The organism is Streptomyces sp. RPT161 (genome assembly GCF_027533845.1).
Classification (GTDB): domain Bacteria; phylum Actinomycetota; class Actinomycetes; order Streptomycetales; family Streptomycetaceae; genus Streptantibioticus_A; species Streptantibioticus_A silvisoli_A.
In genome coordinates this window covers 1-14,134 of record NZ_JAPZVN010000022.1, presented here as the reverse complement: position 1 = coordinate 14,134, position 14,134 = coordinate 1, and the positions used below count along the sequence as shown (strand labels likewise).

The 14,134-nt window shown below is 70.5% G+C and carries 13 protein-coding genes and 2 pseudogenes; 3 read left to right on the top strand and 12 right to left on the bottom strand.

The window, feature by feature from the left end; genetic code table 11:
* Positions 1-4: 4 nt before the first annotated feature.
* The 5 genes from O5O46_RS29280 to O5O46_RS29260 all read right to left on the bottom strand — a co-directional run bounded on the left by O5O46_RS29280 (position 5) and on the right by O5O46_RS29260 (position 4,507).
* On the bottom strand, positions 5-808 hold the full coding sequence (locus O5O46_RS29280) for an aldose epimerase family protein (protein ID WP_269858639.1): 804 nt from the start codon (positions 806-808) through the stop codon (positions 5-7).
* 19 nt (positions 809-827) lie between these two features.
* On the bottom strand, positions 828-1,688 hold the full coding sequence (locus O5O46_RS29275) for a CoxG family protein (RefSeq protein ID WP_269858638.1): 861 nt from the start codon (positions 1,686-1,688) through the stop codon (positions 828-830).
* Positions 1,689-1,819: 131 nt separating this feature from the next.
* Positions 1,820-3,346 carry a polyamine aminopropyltransferase gene (locus O5O46_RS29270; RefSeq protein WP_269858637.1) on the bottom strand — a complete coding sequence of 509 codons (1,527 nt, stop codon included), beginning with the start codon at positions 3,344-3,346 and terminating at the stop codon, positions 1,820-1,822.
* A 131-nt stretch (positions 3,347-3,477) separates the two neighbouring features.
* The gene (locus O5O46_RS29265) at positions 3,478-4,029 is read right to left on the bottom strand and encodes a DUF2617 family protein (protein WP_269858636.1); all 552 of its coding nucleotides are present in this window, start codon (positions 4,027-4,029) and stop codon (positions 3,478-3,480) included.
* A gap of 307 nt (positions 4,030-4,336) precedes the next feature.
* Positions 4,337-4,507, bottom strand: a complete 171-nt coding sequence (locus O5O46_RS29260; RefSeq protein WP_269858635.1) for a hypothetical protein — start codon at positions 4,505-4,507, stop codon at positions 4,337-4,339.
* 131 nt (positions 4,508-4,638) lie between these two features.
* Here O5O46_RS29260 and O5O46_RS29255 point away from each other — a divergent pair, with 131 nt between their 5' ends.
* Both O5O46_RS29255 and O5O46_RS29250 read left to right on the top strand, forming a co-directional pair.
* A complete protein-coding gene (locus O5O46_RS29255; RefSeq protein WP_269858634.1) occupies positions 4,639-5,808 on the top strand; it encodes a pyridoxal phosphate-dependent aminotransferase in 1,170 nt (389 codons plus the stop codon).
* Between the two features lie 172 nt (positions 5,809-5,980).
* On the top strand, positions 5,981-7,201 hold the full coding sequence (locus O5O46_RS29250) for a glycosyltransferase family 39 protein (protein ID WP_269858633.1): 1,221 nt from the start codon (positions 5,981-5,983) through the stop codon (positions 7,199-7,201).
* An 80-nt stretch (positions 7,202-7,281) separates the two neighbouring features.
* Here O5O46_RS29250 and O5O46_RS29245 read toward each other — a convergent pair whose 3' ends face one another.
* From O5O46_RS29245 to O5O46_RS35690, 3 genes and pseudogenes are all read right to left on the bottom strand, one after another.
* A complete protein-coding gene (locus tag O5O46_RS29245) occupies positions 7,282-7,818 on the bottom strand; it encodes a YbjN domain-containing protein (RefSeq protein WP_269858632.1) in 537 nt (178 codons plus the stop codon).
* Positions 7,819-7,888: 70 nt separating this feature from the next.
* A pseudogene (locus O5O46_RS35695) lies at positions 7,889-9,469 on the bottom strand (AAA family ATPase); the annotation flags it as partial.
* A 111-nt stretch (positions 9,470-9,580) separates the two neighbouring features.
* A pseudogene (locus O5O46_RS35690) lies at positions 9,581-10,561 on the bottom strand (Clp protease N-terminal domain-containing protein); the annotation flags it as partial.
* A gap of 120 nt (positions 10,562-10,681) precedes the next feature.
* Here O5O46_RS35690 and O5O46_RS29235 point away from each other — a divergent pair.
* A complete protein-coding gene (locus O5O46_RS29235; RefSeq protein WP_269858630.1) occupies positions 10,682-11,086 on the top strand; it encodes a pyridoxamine 5'-phosphate oxidase family protein in 405 nt (134 codons plus the stop codon).
* Positions 11,087-11,178: 92 nt separating this feature from the next.
* Here the strand turns inward: O5O46_RS29235 and O5O46_RS29230 are convergent, their stop codons facing one another.
* The 4 genes from O5O46_RS29230 to O5O46_RS29215 form a co-directional block, all read right to left on the bottom strand.
* Positions 11,179-11,625, bottom strand: coding sequence for a heat shock protein transcriptional repressor HspR (locus O5O46_RS29230; protein ID WP_269858629.1), 447 nt, complete (start codon positions 11,623-11,625; stop codon positions 11,179-11,181).
* Position 11,626: 1 nt separating this feature from the next.
* Positions 11,627-12,808, bottom strand: coding sequence for a molecular chaperone DnaJ (dnaJ, locus tag O5O46_RS29225; RefSeq protein WP_269858628.1), 1,182 nt, complete (start codon positions 12,806-12,808; stop codon positions 11,627-11,629).
* 39 nt (positions 12,809-12,847) lie between these two features.
* The gene (gene grpE, locus O5O46_RS29220; RefSeq protein ID WP_269858627.1) at positions 12,848-13,510 is read right to left on the bottom strand and encodes a nucleotide exchange factor GrpE; all 663 of its coding nucleotides are present in this window, start codon (positions 13,508-13,510) and stop codon (positions 12,848-12,850) included.
* The coding region (locus tag O5O46_RS29215; protein WP_269858626.1) for an Hsp70 family protein at positions 13,507-14,134 on the bottom strand (628 nt) is incomplete at its 5' end. The genes grpE and O5O46_RS29215, both read right to left, overlap by 4 nt.

Sequence of the window (14,134 nt, the reverse complement as noted above, 5' to 3'; positions counted from 1 at the left end):
GAGACTAGCCGAGCCGCTCCCACGCCCAGACCGTCGTGATCTCCAGCGGATCGATCGGGGTGACCAGCCGCGGATGGGTGTTGAGGCCGTTCGGCGGCCCCGACTGCGGCTCGACGCAGATGGCCTCCGGCTGCTCGTCGTAGACCACCACCCACTCGGCCGGGCTGGTCACCTTGAGCCTCAGCCGGCCCGGCCAGGTGAGGGTCACATCGACGCCGTCCGGCATGCCGAAGCAGTCGTCCCACGGGCCCGGCTGGGGGTCGATCCGGCGGCCGGTCGGCAGGTGGTCGTCGCCGCGCTCCTCCTGCCAGGCGGGCGCGAAGTCGATGGTGGCGTCCTGGCCGCCCGCGCCGAGATTGCGCAGGAACCACGGGTGCCAGCCTGCCTGTGCCGGAAAGGACACCTCGGCGGTCTCCACTCCAAGGGTGAGCCGCAGTTCGTTCTCGGTGAGCTCGAAGACCTGTGTCACGCGGCCCTCGTACGGCCAGGGGTCGGTGAGGTCGTAGTAGAACGAGGCGGTGCGCTCCCCCTGTGTGGACTGCGTCCAGGTCGCATGGCGTCCGGTGCCGTGGATGGCGTGCGGGGCGGCGTCGATGGGCAGTTGGTGGGTCACGCCGCCGTTGCGGAACCGCCCGTTATCGGTGCGTCCGCACCACGGGACCATGACGAACGAGCCGTAGCGCGGGCCCTGCCGCAGCAGTTCGGTACCGCCGACGCGCAGGCTGCTGATGCCGCAGCCGGCGTCCGGCCGCACGGTCAGTTCGACGTCTCCGGCCGTGAGCCGGACCGGTTCTGGTGTCTGGTGCATGCCCCGAATCTAGGGCCTGTCAGCGGCGGCGGCGCAGCACCCGGCCGACCACCACGGCCGAGGCGAGCAGCGCGGCGGCGGCCGGTGCGGCCCAGCGCAGGGTGTCGCCGGTCGAGCTGGTGGTCGGCGCGGGCACCGGGGCGTAACGGCCGCGCGGCGGCGCGTGGTCGACCTCCTCCGCACTGCGGCCGATCATGGTGCGGCGCGCGTGCGCGGCCTCGGCGGGCACGTCGGCGCGTGGATGCGGGTCGTCCTCCAGACCGGCGGGGGTCTCCGGTACGTCGACCTCGACCAGCTCCAACTCCTCACCCTCCTCGGAGAGTTCGGGCAGCTCGGAGAGCTCCACGTCCTCGGCGTCGTCCATGTCGTCCATGTCGACGTCGCCCGGCAGCAGCACGCCCTGCGCGGACGCCTCCTGCGCGGGCGGGGCGAACTCGGCGGGGGGTTCGGCTTCCAGATCCGTTGTGAGGTCGGAAACGAAACGATCCAGCAGACGGCGACCGGCGGCTTCCACGGTCGGCTGGTCGTACTCGGTGAGTCGGCCCTCGGCCTGCACGGCGCCGGAGAAGCCGAGCCGGGTGCCGCGGCCTTCCGGGTCGAGCCCGATGACCAGCGCCAGCTTCACCGTGCCACTGCCGCGGGCTTCGGCGCCCTCGCCCTCGATCTCGAAGCCGCCGTCACAGGCGGCGATCCGCAGGCTGCCGCGGTACGTGATGGTGGAGCCGCCGATGCGCAGCCGCAGCCGTCCCGCGAGCCCGCCGGGCACGGCGGCGGCCGCGTCGCGCTGTAGTGCGGAGACGCACCGGGCGACCCTGTCGGGCTCGCTGAGTGCCCGCCGCACGGTCTCGACCGGGAATGGGACGTACGACTCGTGCTCCATACCGCCGGAGCCTACCGGGACGCCGCGTTCATGGGCAGCGTCCCGGGTTCTGCCCCGGGGCCACGGGGCGGCGGCCGCGCGCCGCCGCGGCGGGAAGCCGTTGCCGCCTCAACCGCCGCGCTGGAGGCAGGTCAGTCTCCGTACCGGGGTCGCATCAGCGTGGACGGGGAGGAAGGGGTTGGCGGGCGGGAAATCTCGGCCAGGCGGACGGCGGCGCGCAGGGTGGCCGGGGTCAGGGACCGCAGGGGCGGGACGTCTGCCGACAGGTGGGCGGCGACCGGATCACGGGCGGCCAGCAGGAAGCACCAGGGCGTGGCGCCCGCCGGGACCCAGTAGTCCGTGGTGCGCAGACCCGCGGAGCGAGCCGTAGCGTCGACCGTCCAGAACCGCTGCGGGCGGCCCGCGTGCACCGCGAGGCGCCCGCCGGGGGCCAGATCCGCCGCCGCCAGTCCGAAGAACTCCTGCGAATACAGCTTGGCGCTACGGGAGATGCCCGGGTCAGGCAGATCCTCGATCACCACGTCGTACGCGCCGGGTCGGCGCCGTTCCCACAGCCAGTCGAAGGCGTCCGCGGTCACCACCCGGACCCGCGGGTCAGCGAAGGAGTGACGGTTCAGCGCGCTCAGGCCGGGGTCACCGCGCGCCAGGTCCACCAGTTGCGGGTCCACCTCCACCAGCGTCACCGACGCCACATCCGGGTACCGCAGCACCTCGCGCAGCGCCAGCCCGTCGCCGCCGCCGAGGATCAGCACCCGCCGGTGCGGCCCGGCCATCGCGGGGTGGACCAGCGCCTCGTGGTACCGGTACTCGTCGCGCCCGGAGGCCGACAGCCGCCCGTCGAGGAAGAGGCGCAGCGGACGCCCCGCGGGCGAGCCGGTGAGCACCACCTCCTGTACGTCCGTGCGCACCGCCAGCCGTACGTCGCCCCCGTAGACCGCCTGCCGCGCGGCCCGCTCGAACGGCCCCGCGAACACCGCGGCGGTCGCCAGCACCACCAGCACCGCGATGTTCACCCCCATCAGCCAGCCGCGTGCCCGTCCGCTCAGATCGCGCCGGAACAACCCGAGCACCGTCGCCGCGCCCGCCCCCGCGTTCACCGCCCCGGTCAGCAGCACGCCCGTCACCTGCCCCAGGAACGGCAGCAGGACGAACGGAAAGGCCAACCCCCCGACCAGCGCGCCCACGTAGTCCGCGGCGAACAGCTCGGCCACCGCGCCGCCCGCGTCCTGCCGTCTGATCCGCTGGATGAGCGTCATCAGCAAGGGCACCTCGGCGCCTATCAGCAGCCCGATCGCGAAGGCGAACACCGTGAGAGCCGAACTGGACTGCCCGAGCCAGGCGAAACTCGCGTAGAGCGCCATAGCGGACAGCCCGCCGATCAGCGCCAGCAGCGACTCGATGAGCGCGAAGCCGACCGCGGCCCGGCACCGGATGGTCTTGGCCAGCAGCGAGCCGATCCCCATCGCGAAGACCATCACGGAGAGCACGACGGACGCCTGGGTGACCGAGTCGCCCACCAAGTACGAGGCGAGCGCGACGAGTTCGAGTTCGTAGACGAGTCCACAGGCGGCGCAGACGAAGACCGAGCCAAGCACCAGCGCACGCCCGAGGCTGACCGAGACCGGCAACCGGGCAAAGGACGGGGGCACGTCGATCATGAGTGCACGCTACGTCACTCTGCGCGTCGCCCCGGTCACCCACAGGGGTGCAATCGGACGTTGCCGACGGCGCGTTGACGGTCGGCCGCACCACCGGTCGCGCCCCGCGCAACGCCCGGCCGCGGAAGCGTTCACCGCAACCCCGTCACCCGTGACCTCGTGGTCACCAGCCGCCCCTCCGTCGGGTAGGCGTGCCAGGTGCGCCAGTGCACCTCGCCGCCGCCGTCCGGGTCGCGCTGCACCAGCATCGCGGTGAAGGCGTTGGGGTCGCCGGGGAAGCGCCCGGCGAGCCCGTGCGGATGGTCGGCGACCAGCGCCAGCAGCTCCTGGGCACGGCCCGCGAACGAGCCGCGGGAGAGCGTCTCCACGCGCGCCGCGAACTCGTACTCCCAGTCCCCGATGCGCTCCGCGACGCCCAGCGGCAGCGGCGTCCTGCTGCCCGGCATACAGGCCACGGTCTCCGAGCAACCGCCGTTCGAAGCGTTCAGCAGCACCTGGTGGGAGGCGCCAAGCAGCCGCATCTGCACCTGAATTCGGCAATTGCCCGCGGTACGCGAAGGACGCGGCCCCAAATCGAGTTCCAGGTTGACGACGGCGAGCGCGGGCAGCGGTTCCTTGCCGAGCCGCCAGGCGAGATCCCCGGCGCGGGTGTCGATATAGGCGGTTTGAAGGGTCCTGAGCATGGGTCGGCTCCGCAAGCACGCGAGGGTCACGCAGGGGCTGGTGGGCCGGCCCGTCCCCTGGCTCCCTCGCGGGGACGCGCGGGAGGGCATGTGGAGGACCGGCCCAGGGGGACGTCCACCGGTTCGTGTCCACGGGGGTCCGGGAATCAATACGGAATCATGAATTTCGTAGCGCGCGTAGCGGTTTTACCCATCCAAGTGCGGTTTACATCCCCACGGGCACGTACCTGTTCAGGTGTTCACCACATCCGCTCCAGCCGCATATGCGAAGCGGCAAGCGCCACGCGCAGTTGTGCTCGCCCGGCCGCTACCGCTCCTCTGACGACCCGTCGGCAGACCCCCCGCGCGCCTCCGTGCGCCCCCGGCGGGACGCCGCGCCGTCGAGATCCGGCCGGGTGGCCGACGCGATGGCCGCGACCACCATGAACGCGATGCACGCACAGATGACCAGTCCCACCAGGTAGGGCATGTCGCCCACCTCACCTTCCCCAACTCCCCCGAACTCCCCCGAAACGAGGCGCTTCGATCCGTGCTCCGGGTCATGCCCGCGACGGCGCGCCGGTAATGGGGAGTTGAGGAAGTCCAGAGGTTCGCCGGAGGATAGCTGGCATGACTCGGCCTCTGCTCAATCGGCGCCTCGACGGTTTCGGCACGACGATCTTCGCGGAGATGTCCGCGCTCGCCGCCCGCACCGGGTCCATCAACCTCGGCCAGGGCTTCCCCGACACCGACGGCCCCGAGGAGGTGCGCGAGGCCGCGGTACGGGCGCTACGGGACGGCCGCGGCAACCAGTACCCGCCGGGTCCGGGCATCCCGGAGCTGCGCACCGCCATCGCCGACCACCAACGCGACCGGTACGGGCTGGAGTTCGATCCGGACACCGAGGTGCTGGTGACCGCGGGCGCGACGGAGGCGATCGCCGCCTCGCTGCTCGCCCTGGTCGAGCCGGGCGACGAGGTGATAGCCCTGGAGCCGTACTACGACTCGTACGCCGCCTGCATCGCGATGGCGGGCGGCACCCGGGTGCCGGTCACGCTGCGTCCCGAGGGGTCGAGGTTCGTGCTGGACCTGGACGAGCTGCGTGCCGCGGTCACCGAACGCACCCGGCTGATCCTTCTCAACACGCCGCACAACCCCACCGGCACCGTACTGACCCGCGACGAGCTGGCCGCCGTCGCCGAACTGGCGGTGGAACGCGATCTTCTGGTGATCACCGACGAGGTGTACGAACACCTGGTCTTCGACGGCGAACACCTGCCACTGAGCACATTCAGAGGAATGCGCAACCGAACTGTGACCATCAGTTCCGCGGGCAAGACGTTTTCGTTCACCGGCTGGAAGGTGGGCTGGGTCACCGCTTCACACGATCTGGTGAACGCAGTGCGAACAGCGAAGCAATTCCTCACGTACGTCTCGGCCGGCCCGTTCCAATACGCGGTGGCCGAGGCGCTGCGGCTGCCGACCAGCTATTTTCTCGATCTTGCCGCCGACCTGCGGTCCAAGCGGGACCTGCTGGTGGGCGGTCTACGGGAGGCCGGCTTCGGGGTGTTCCGCCCGGCCGGCACGTACTTCGTGACCACCGACATTCGCCCACTCGGCGCAACCGACGGATTCGACTTCTGCCGCTCCTTGCCGGAACGTTGCGGGGTGGTCGCGATCCCCAACGCGGTGTTCTACGACGCGAAGGAAAGGGGAACTCCCTACGTACGCTTCGCGTTCTGCAAGCGAACAGAGGTGCTCAACGATGCGATCTCGCGTCTGAAGCAGCTACGCTCCTGAGGCAACCCATCCTGACTTTCGATCGTCTTTCACCCGTGGGGGTGGATTGCTGCGCTACTCGGCACGACGGACCCGTACAACCCGACAATGCGCGCAAGGCAAGAACAGAGTCATTCAGGCTTGTCGTCAAGTACGGTGCCGATGAACGGACGCCCCGGGAGGAGCGGAACAGGTGTATACGGCCGAGCCGGTCTCGACCCCTCCTCGTGCTGCGGCGGGGGGAACCACCGCCCCGAGACCCGAGGTCCGCTCCCGCCTTGAGCGGGCGAGGGCCTCACTGCGGCGCGCGGCACCCGCGCTCATGGTGTACGCGGCGGTGCGGGCCACCGGCCTGCTGTTCCTGTCCGCGTACGCCTGGTACGCGGGCCAGCATCCGCGCAGCATCCTGGGCCTCGCCTGGGACGCGCGCTGGTACTTCCGGGTGGCCGAGTACGGCTACGGCACCCTGATCCCGTCCGCCACCCAGCACACGATCCTCTACAACGACCTGGCGTTCTTCCCGCTGTATCCGATGACCGTGCGGGTGGTCTCGCACATCATCCCGATCGGCGTGATCAACGTGGCGATCCTGGTCGCCTGGATCGCCACGCTGCTGTCGGTGTGGGCGATCTACCTGATCGGCGCCCGGCTCTACAGCCGCCGCGTCGGCATCGCCCTGGTGCTGCTCTACGGCCTGCTGCCACACGCCATCATCCAGACCATGGCGTACACCGAGCCGGTGATGACCGCGCTGGCCGCCTGGTCGCTGTACGCCGTGCTGACCCGCCGCTGGCTCTACGCGGGCACGCTGGCCGCCCTGGCGGGCTGCACGCGGCCCAACGGCGTGGCGGTGGCCGCCGCGGTGGTGGCGGGCGTGGCCATGGACTACTGGCGGCGGCGCCGGGCGGGCAAGCCGATCGACTGGCGGGCCTGGATCGGCGCGGCGATCGCGCCGCTCGGCTGGTTCGGCTACGTGCTGTGGGTCGGCTGGCAGACCGGGGACATCAAGGGGTACTTCAAGGTCCAGGCGCGCTGGGGTTCGCGGTTCGACTTCGGCTGGAGCGCGCTGCGGTTCTTCAAGCACCTGGTGACCGGCACCGACTACTTCGCGTACTACGTCGCCGCGGCCATCGTGGCCGCCGCGGTGATCCTGCTGGCGCTGTGCATCACCGACCGGATCCCGGTGGCGCTGCTGGCGTACTGCGGGGTGCTGATGCTGATCGGCATCGGCGGCGCGGGCTTCTTCCAGTGCAAGCCGCGGTTCCTGATGCCCGCGTTCCCGCTGCTGATCCCGGCCGCGATCGCGCTCGCCAGGGCCAGGCCGCGCACCGCCTGGGTGGCGGTCATCTCACTGGCCGGGTTCTCGTTCTTCTACGGAACGTATCTGCTCACCATCGCGCCACTGGCGCTGTGAACGGGCTCTGAACGAAACGGACGCCGCGGCGGGGAATCTCCTCCCCACCGCGGCGTCGGCGTTTCAACGAGGTGTCGGGATCAGTCCTCGTCGCCGTCGTCACCGTCGGACTCGGCGTCCTTCTCCAGTCCGAGCTGCTCGGTCACCCACTTGTCGAAGTCGACCGAGGCACGCACCCAGCTCACCGTGGACGACACGAAGTGCTCCAGGCCGACGCCGAGCCCCAGCAGCATCTGGGCCTCGCCGATCAGCCGCACCGAGCCGTCGTCGTGGGTGTGCGAGTAGACCTTCGGCCACAGCGTCTGCCGGTTCCACCCGTCGGCGATCTCCAGCAGCTTGTTCTTGTCCTCGATGGAGTAGGCGCGGTCGTAGAAGGTGCGGACCGCGAAGACCTCCTGCTCCCCCTCACCGCGGAACATGAAGTACGTACGGAAGTCCTCCCATGGCGCGGCGAGGTCTCCCTCCTCGTCCACCACGTACTTCAGCTCCATCTGGTCCAGCAGCTGCTTGACCAGGTCCTGGTTCGGCCGGATCACGCCTCCTCCCGGGGGCCCGGCCGGGGGCTGGTCGGACGGGCCTTGGCCGAAGTTCGGGATGGAGGACGGGTCGATGCTCACCGTGTGGTTCCCTTCGCGACGATTGCCGCCATCCTCCCCCATCCCGGCCCCGGTCTGGCAAGCCCAGCCCTCATCGGACCGGCCGTACGGTCAACCCTTCACCCTCGCGGTCCACACGGACGGTGTCGCCGTCGTGCACCTCACCCGCGAGGATCGCCTTCGCCAGCCGGTCGCCGATGGCGGTCTGCACCAGGCGGCGCAGCGGCCGGGCACCGTACGCGGGGTCGTTGCCCTCCCGGGCCAGCCAGGCCAGCGCCCCGGCGGAGACGTCCAGCTCCAGACGGCGGTCCTTGAGGCGGTCGCGCAGCCGGTCGAGCTGGAGTCCGGCGATCCGGCCCAGCTCGTCCTCGCCCAGAGCGCTGAAGACCACGATGTCGTCCAGCCGGTTGAGGAACTCCGGCTTGAAGGACGCCCGCACCGTCTCCAGTACGGCGTCGCGCTTGCGCGCCTCGGACAGCTCGGAGTTGACCAGGTACTGCGAGCCCAGGTTGGAGGTGAGGATGAGGATGGTGTTGCGGAAGTCAACGGTCCGCCCCTGGCCGTCGGTCAGCCGGCCATCGTCCAGCACCTGGAGCAGCACGTCGAAGACCTCGGGGTGCGCCTTCTCCACCTCGTCCAGCAGCACCACGGTGTACGGCCGCCGCCGCACCGCCTCGGTGAGCTGGCCGCCCTCCTCGTAGCCGACGTAGCCGGGCGGGGCACCGACCAGCCGGGCCACCGAGTGCTTCTCGCCGTATTCGCTCATGTCGATGCGGACCATCGCCCGCTCGTCGTCGAACAGGAAGTCGGCCAGCGCCTTGGCCAGCTCGGTCTTGCCGACACCGGTCGGGCCGAGGAACAGGAACGAGCCCGTCGGCCGGTCCGGGTCGGCGATGCCGGAACGCGACCGGCGCACCGCGTCCGACACCGCGGAGACCGCCTCGCTCTGCCCGATCAGCCGCCTGCCCAGTTCCTCCTCCATGCGCAGCAGCTTGCGGGTCTCGCCCTCCAGCAGCCGCCCGGCCGGGATGCCGGTCCAGGAGGCGACGACCTGGGCGATGTCGTCCGGGGTGACCTCCTCGCCGACCATGCCCTCCAGCTGCCGCTGCGCCTCGATCGCCTCGGCCAGCTCCTTCTCCGCCTGCGGGATCTGCTCGGTCCTGATCCGGCCCGGGGTGACCCAGTCTCCGGTCTCGGGGGCCTTCAGCTCGGCCCGCTGGAACTCGCTCTCCAACTCGTCCAGCCGCTTCTTCAGCTCGCCGACGCGGTTGTGGACCTCGCGCTCCTTGTTCCACTTCGCGGTCAGCCCGCGCAGTGCCTCCTCCTTCTCCTCCCGTGCCCTGCGCAGCGCCTCCAGGCGTTCGCGGGCGTCGGGGGCGAGCGCCTCCTCCTTCTCGGCCTGCTTCTTGGCCTTCTTGTCCTTGGCGCCGGAGATGGCGAGCAGCGACTCCTCCTCCATCCGCAACCGGTCGACGGCGCGCTGGAGTTCGTCGATCTCCACCGGCGAGGAGTCGACCTCCATGTGCAGCCGGGAGGCGGCCTCGTCGACCAGGTCGATGGCCTTGTCGGGCAGGAAGCGCGAGGTGATGTAACGGTGCGACAGGTTGGCGGCGGCCACCAGCGCGGAGTCGGCGATCCGCACCTCGTGGTGCGCCTCGTACCGCGGCTTGAGGCCGCGCAGGATGGCGATGGTGTCCTGCACGCTCGGCTCGGCCACCAGCACCTGCTGGAAGCGGCGCTCCAGCGCCGGATCCTTCTCGATCCGCTCCCGGTACTCGTCCAGCGTTGTCGCGCCGACCATCCGCAGCTCACCGCGGGCCAGCATCGGCTTGAGCATGTTGCCCGCGTCCATCGCCGAGTCGCCGCCCGCACCGGCGCCCACCACGGTGTGCAGTTCGTCGATGAACGTGATGATCTGGCCGTCGCTCTCCTTGATCTCGGCCAGCACGGCCTTCAGCCGCTCCTCGAACTCACCGCGGTACTTCGCGCCCGCGACCATCGCGCCCAGGTCCAGCTGGACCAGCCGCTTGCCCTTTAGCGCGCCGGGCACGTCGCCCTTCACTATCCGCTGGGCGAGCCCCTCGACCACGGCGGTCTTGCCGACGCCCGGCTCGCCGATCAGCACCGGATTGTTCTTGGTACGGCGGGACAGCACCTGGATGACCCGCCGGATCTCGTTGTCCCTGCCGATGACCGGGTCGAGCTTGCCCTCGCGGGCGATGGCGGTGAAGTCGGTGCCGTACTTCTCCAGGGCCTTGTAGGTGGCCTCCGGGTCAGGGGTGGTCACTCGGGTGCCTCCGCGGGCGGTCTCGAAGGCGTCCAGCAGCTTGGCGGCCGTGGCGCCCTGGCGGTCCAGTAGTTCTGCGGTGTTGCCGCCCTTGGCGGCCAGCCCGATCAGCAGATGCTCGGTCGACACGTAGGCGTCGCCCAGTTCCTTGGCGCGCTGCGAGGCGTCGGCGATCACCGAGAGCAGGTCGCGGCTCGCCTGCGGCGGGGCGACGGTGGAGCCCTGCACCGTGGGCAGTGCGCTCAACTGCGCCTTCGCGCCCTTGAGCAGGGCGTCCGGATCGGCGCCCACGGCGGCCAGCAAGTCCTTGAGGTTGTCGTTCTCCGGCTGCTCAAGCAGCGCGGCGAGCAGATGCGCCGGGGCCAGGTCCGCGTGGCCCGCGGACACCGCCCGACTGTTGGCGCCGCTCAGCGCCTCCTGGCTCTTGTTGGTCAGCTCTGCGTTCACGTGCGCGGACCTCCTCCATGGCGTCGCCATCATCCTGCCAGATCAAGTGTAAGACAACTTGAGTCGACAAGACTCAATTTTTCCTGGGAACGAAGTGGGCGCGGAAAGGTCATCGACCACGCGGGACGGATCGGATGGGAAGATCACCGGATGCCGATCAACCCCCTGCACCCCGGCGAGGCCTTCATCGCCTTCTGGCGAGAAGCTCACTACGCCACCCTCACCACCCCCCGCCCCAACGGCACCCCCCACGTGGTGGCGGTGGGAGCGACGTACGACCCGGAAGCGGGCCTGGCCCGCGTGATCACCCGCAAGCAGAGCGTGAAGGTCCGCAACGTGCTGGCCGCCGGCGAGCAGGGCGCCCGCGTCGCCCTCTGCCAGATCGACCGCGCCCGCTGGGCCACCCTGGAGGGCCTGGCCACCGTCTCCACGGACCCGGCCGCCGTCGCGGAGGCGGTGCGCCGCTACGAGGAGCGCTACCGGCGCCAGACCACGCCGAACCCGGACCGGGTGGTCATCGAGATCGCCCTCACCTCGGCGATGGGCCGCGCCTGAGGCGGTTCGGCCGCGCCCGACCGAACGCGAGGCCGGGCCAACGCGAAGGGGCCCGGGGCGAAACCCCGGGCCCCCTTGCGTATGAGGAAGCGTCAGTCCTGCCGCTTGGGCCGCCAGACCACCAACGCGCTGGCCTGCCGCACGTCCTCGTACGGCACCAGGTCCCGGCGGTACGAGGCGTGTACCGCCGCCTCGCGCTGGCGCATCGCGGCGGCGGCGCCCTCAAGGCCGGACTGGAGTTCGGCGACCCGCGCCTGGAGCACGGCCACCTGGTTCTCCAGCTCGATGATGCGCTTGATTCCGGCGAGGTTGATGCCGTCCTGGCTCAACTGCTGTACCTGGCGCAGCAGTTCGATGTCCCGCGCCGAGTACCTGCGGCCCCGTCCGGCGGTACGGTCCGGGGACACCAGTCCCAACCGGTCGTACTGCCGCAGGGTCTGCGGGTGCAGCCCTGACAGCTGAGCGGCGACCGAGATCACATACACAGGTGACTCGTCCGTCAGCTCGTACGGGTTGCGGCGTGCGCCCCGGCCGTCCATCTCAAGCTCCCTTCGCGGCCTTGAACAGCTCTGCCCGCGGATCCTGATCCACGGTCGCCTCTCGATACGACTCCAGCGCGTCCAGCGCCTTGCCGTCCACCGATTCCGGAACCGCCACTTCTACCGTGACCAGCAGGTCACCGCGGGTACCGTCCTTGCGGGTCGCGCCCTTGCCACGGGCCCGCAGCGTACGGCCGTTAGGGGTACCCGGCGGGAGCTTCAGCGTCACCGGTGGACCGCCCAGCGTCGGCACCTTGATCTCGGCACCGAGCACCGCCTCCGGGAAGGTGACCGGAACGGTGACCGTCAGGTTGTCCCCCTTGCGCCCGAACACCGGGTGCGCGTCGACGTGTACGACGACGTAGAGGTCCCCCGCCGGGCCGCCGCGCTCGCCCGGCGCGCCCTTGCCGCGCAGCCGGATCCGCTGGCCGTCGCTGACACCCGCCGGAATCCGCACCTGCATGGTGCGCGCGCTCTTGGCCCGGCCGCTGCCCTTGCAGACGTCACAGGGGTCCTGGGCGATCATGCCCCGGCCCTTGCAGTCCACACAGGGATCGGTGAGCGAGAACCCGCCGCCGGAACCCCGGGAGACCTGCCCGGTGCCCACACAGGTCGGGCAGACCCGCGGCGTACCGTTTTTGTCACCGGTGCCCGCGCAGCTCTTGCACGGCGCCGAACTCGACATCCGCAGCGGCACGGTGGCCCCGTCCACAGCCTCGGTGAAGCTCAACGTCACCTCGGACTCGATGTCCTGACCACGCCGCGGCTGGGTACGCGTGGCGCCCCCGCGCCCGAAAAGTCCCCCGAACACGTCACCGAGACCGCCGCCGAAGCCCCCACCGCCGGTAGTGGTGCCGGTACCGGTGTGGGCGCCGCCGAACAGGTCGCCGAGATCGAAGTTGAACCCGCCCGGTCCGGCGGGACCCCCCTGCCGGAAGCCACCGTTGCCGAACAGGGTGCGCGCCTCGTCGTACTCCTTGCGGCGCTTGGGGTCCGACAGCACGTCGTTGGCCTCGGAGATCTCCTTGAAGCGCTCCTCGGCCTTGGGGTTGTTCTTGTTGGCGTCCGGGTGGAACTCGCGGGCGAGCTTCCGGTACGCCTTCTTGATCTCCGCCTCGGTCGCGTCCTTGGGGACGCCGAGAACCTTGTAGTAGTCCTTCTCGATGAAGTCCTTGGTGCTCATCCCCGGCGTCCCTCCTCTCCTACCTCAACTGCCGACGCGTCAGCCCTGTTCCGGGCCACCGCTCTCCTCGTCAGAGTCCGCCGCGGCCTCCTTGCCCGGAGCGCCCGGCTGCGGTTCGGCGACCGCGACCCGGGCCGGACGGATGGTCCGCTCGCCGATCCGATACCCCGGCTGCAGAATCTGCACGCACGTGGTTTCGGTGACGTCCGGCGAGTAACTGTGCATCAGCGCCTCGTGCACCAGCGGGTCGAAGGGCTCGCCCTCCTTGCCGAACTGCTGCAGACCGAGCTTGGCGACCACCGTCTCCACCGACTCGCCGACCGACTTGAAGCCGCCGACCAGCTCACCGTGCTCCCGCGCCCGACCGATGTCGTCGAGCACCGGCAGCAGTTCGCTCAGCAGGTTGGCGATCGCGATCTCCTTGACCGCGATCCGGTCGCGCTCCACGCGGCGGCGGTAGTTCTGGTACTCCGCCTGGAGGCGCTGGAGGTCGGCGGTGCGCTCGGCCAGTTGGCCGCGCAGCGACCCCAGTTGCTTGTTCAGGTCCTGGTCCGCGCCCTGCTCTGCGTCCCCGGCCGGGGCCGCCGGGCCCGCCTGCTCGGCGGGCCCGGCGCCCTGCGCCGCGTCGTCTGCGTCAGCCGTCGCGGCGTTGACGGGGACGTCAGCAGGCTCCTGCGGGAAGCCCTGCGACTCCTCCGTCACGCGGCACCACCCTCACGCTTCTTCGGCTCCTCGTCCACGATCTCGGCGTCCACGACATCGTCGTGCGCCTCGTCCTTGGACATGTTGACGTTCTCACCGGCGCCGGGCGCGGCCTGGGCGGCCTGGGCGTCGGCGTACATCGCCTGGCCGAGCTTCTGGCTGACCGCGGCGACCTTCTCGGTGGCGGTGCGGATCTCGGCGATGTCCTCGCCCTTGAGCTTCTCCTTCAGCTCACCGATGGCGGTCTCGACCTCGGTCTTGACCTCGCCCGGGACCTTGTCCTCGTTGTCCTTGAGGAACTTCTCGGTCTGGTAGACGAGCTGCTCGGCCTGGTTGCGGGTCTCGGCGGCCTCGCGGCGCTTGTGGTCCTCCTCCGCGTACTGCTCGGCCTCGCGCATCATGCGGTCGATGTCGTCCTTCGGCAGCGCGGAGCCACCGGTGACGGTCATCCGCTGCTCCTTGCCGGTGCCGAGGTCCTTGGCGGCCACGTGCATGATGCCGTTGGCGTCGATGTCGAAGGTGACCTCGACCTGCGGCACGCCGCGCGGCGCCGGGGGCAGACCGGTCAGCTCGAACATGCCGAGCTTCTTGTTGTACGCGGCGATCTCGCGCTCACCCTGGTAG

Coding starts and splice junctions, on each gene's coding strand:
- O5O46_RS29270 (WP_269858637.1), bottom strand. CDS start 3,346: ATGATCGACGTGCCCCCGTCCTTTGCCCGGTTGCCGGTCTCGGTCAGC.
- O5O46_RS29280 (WP_269858639.1), bottom strand. CDS start 808: ATGCACCAGACACCAGAACCGGTCCGGCTCACGGCCGGAGACGTCGAA.
- O5O46_RS29235 (WP_269858630.1), top strand. CDS start 10,682: ATGCCGATCAACCCCCTGCACCCCGGCGAGGCCTTCATCGCCTTCTGG.
- O5O46_RS29265 (WP_269858636.1), bottom strand. CDS start 4,029: ATGCTCAGGACCCTTCAAACCGCCTATATCGACACCCGCGCCGGGGAT.
- dnaJ (WP_269858628.1), bottom strand. CDS start 12,808: ATGAGCACCAAGGACTTCATCGAGAAGGACTACTACAAGGTTCTCGGC.
- O5O46_RS29230 (WP_269858629.1), bottom strand. CDS start 11,625: ATGGACGGCCGGGGCGCACGCCGCAACCCGTACGAGCTGACGGACGAG.
- O5O46_RS29275 (WP_269858638.1), bottom strand. CDS start 1,688: ATGGAGCACGAGTCGTACGTCCCATTCCCGGTCGAGACCGTGCGGCGG.
- O5O46_RS29255 (WP_269858634.1), top strand. CDS start 4,639: ATGACTCGGCCTCTGCTCAATCGGCGCCTCGACGGTTTCGGCACGACG.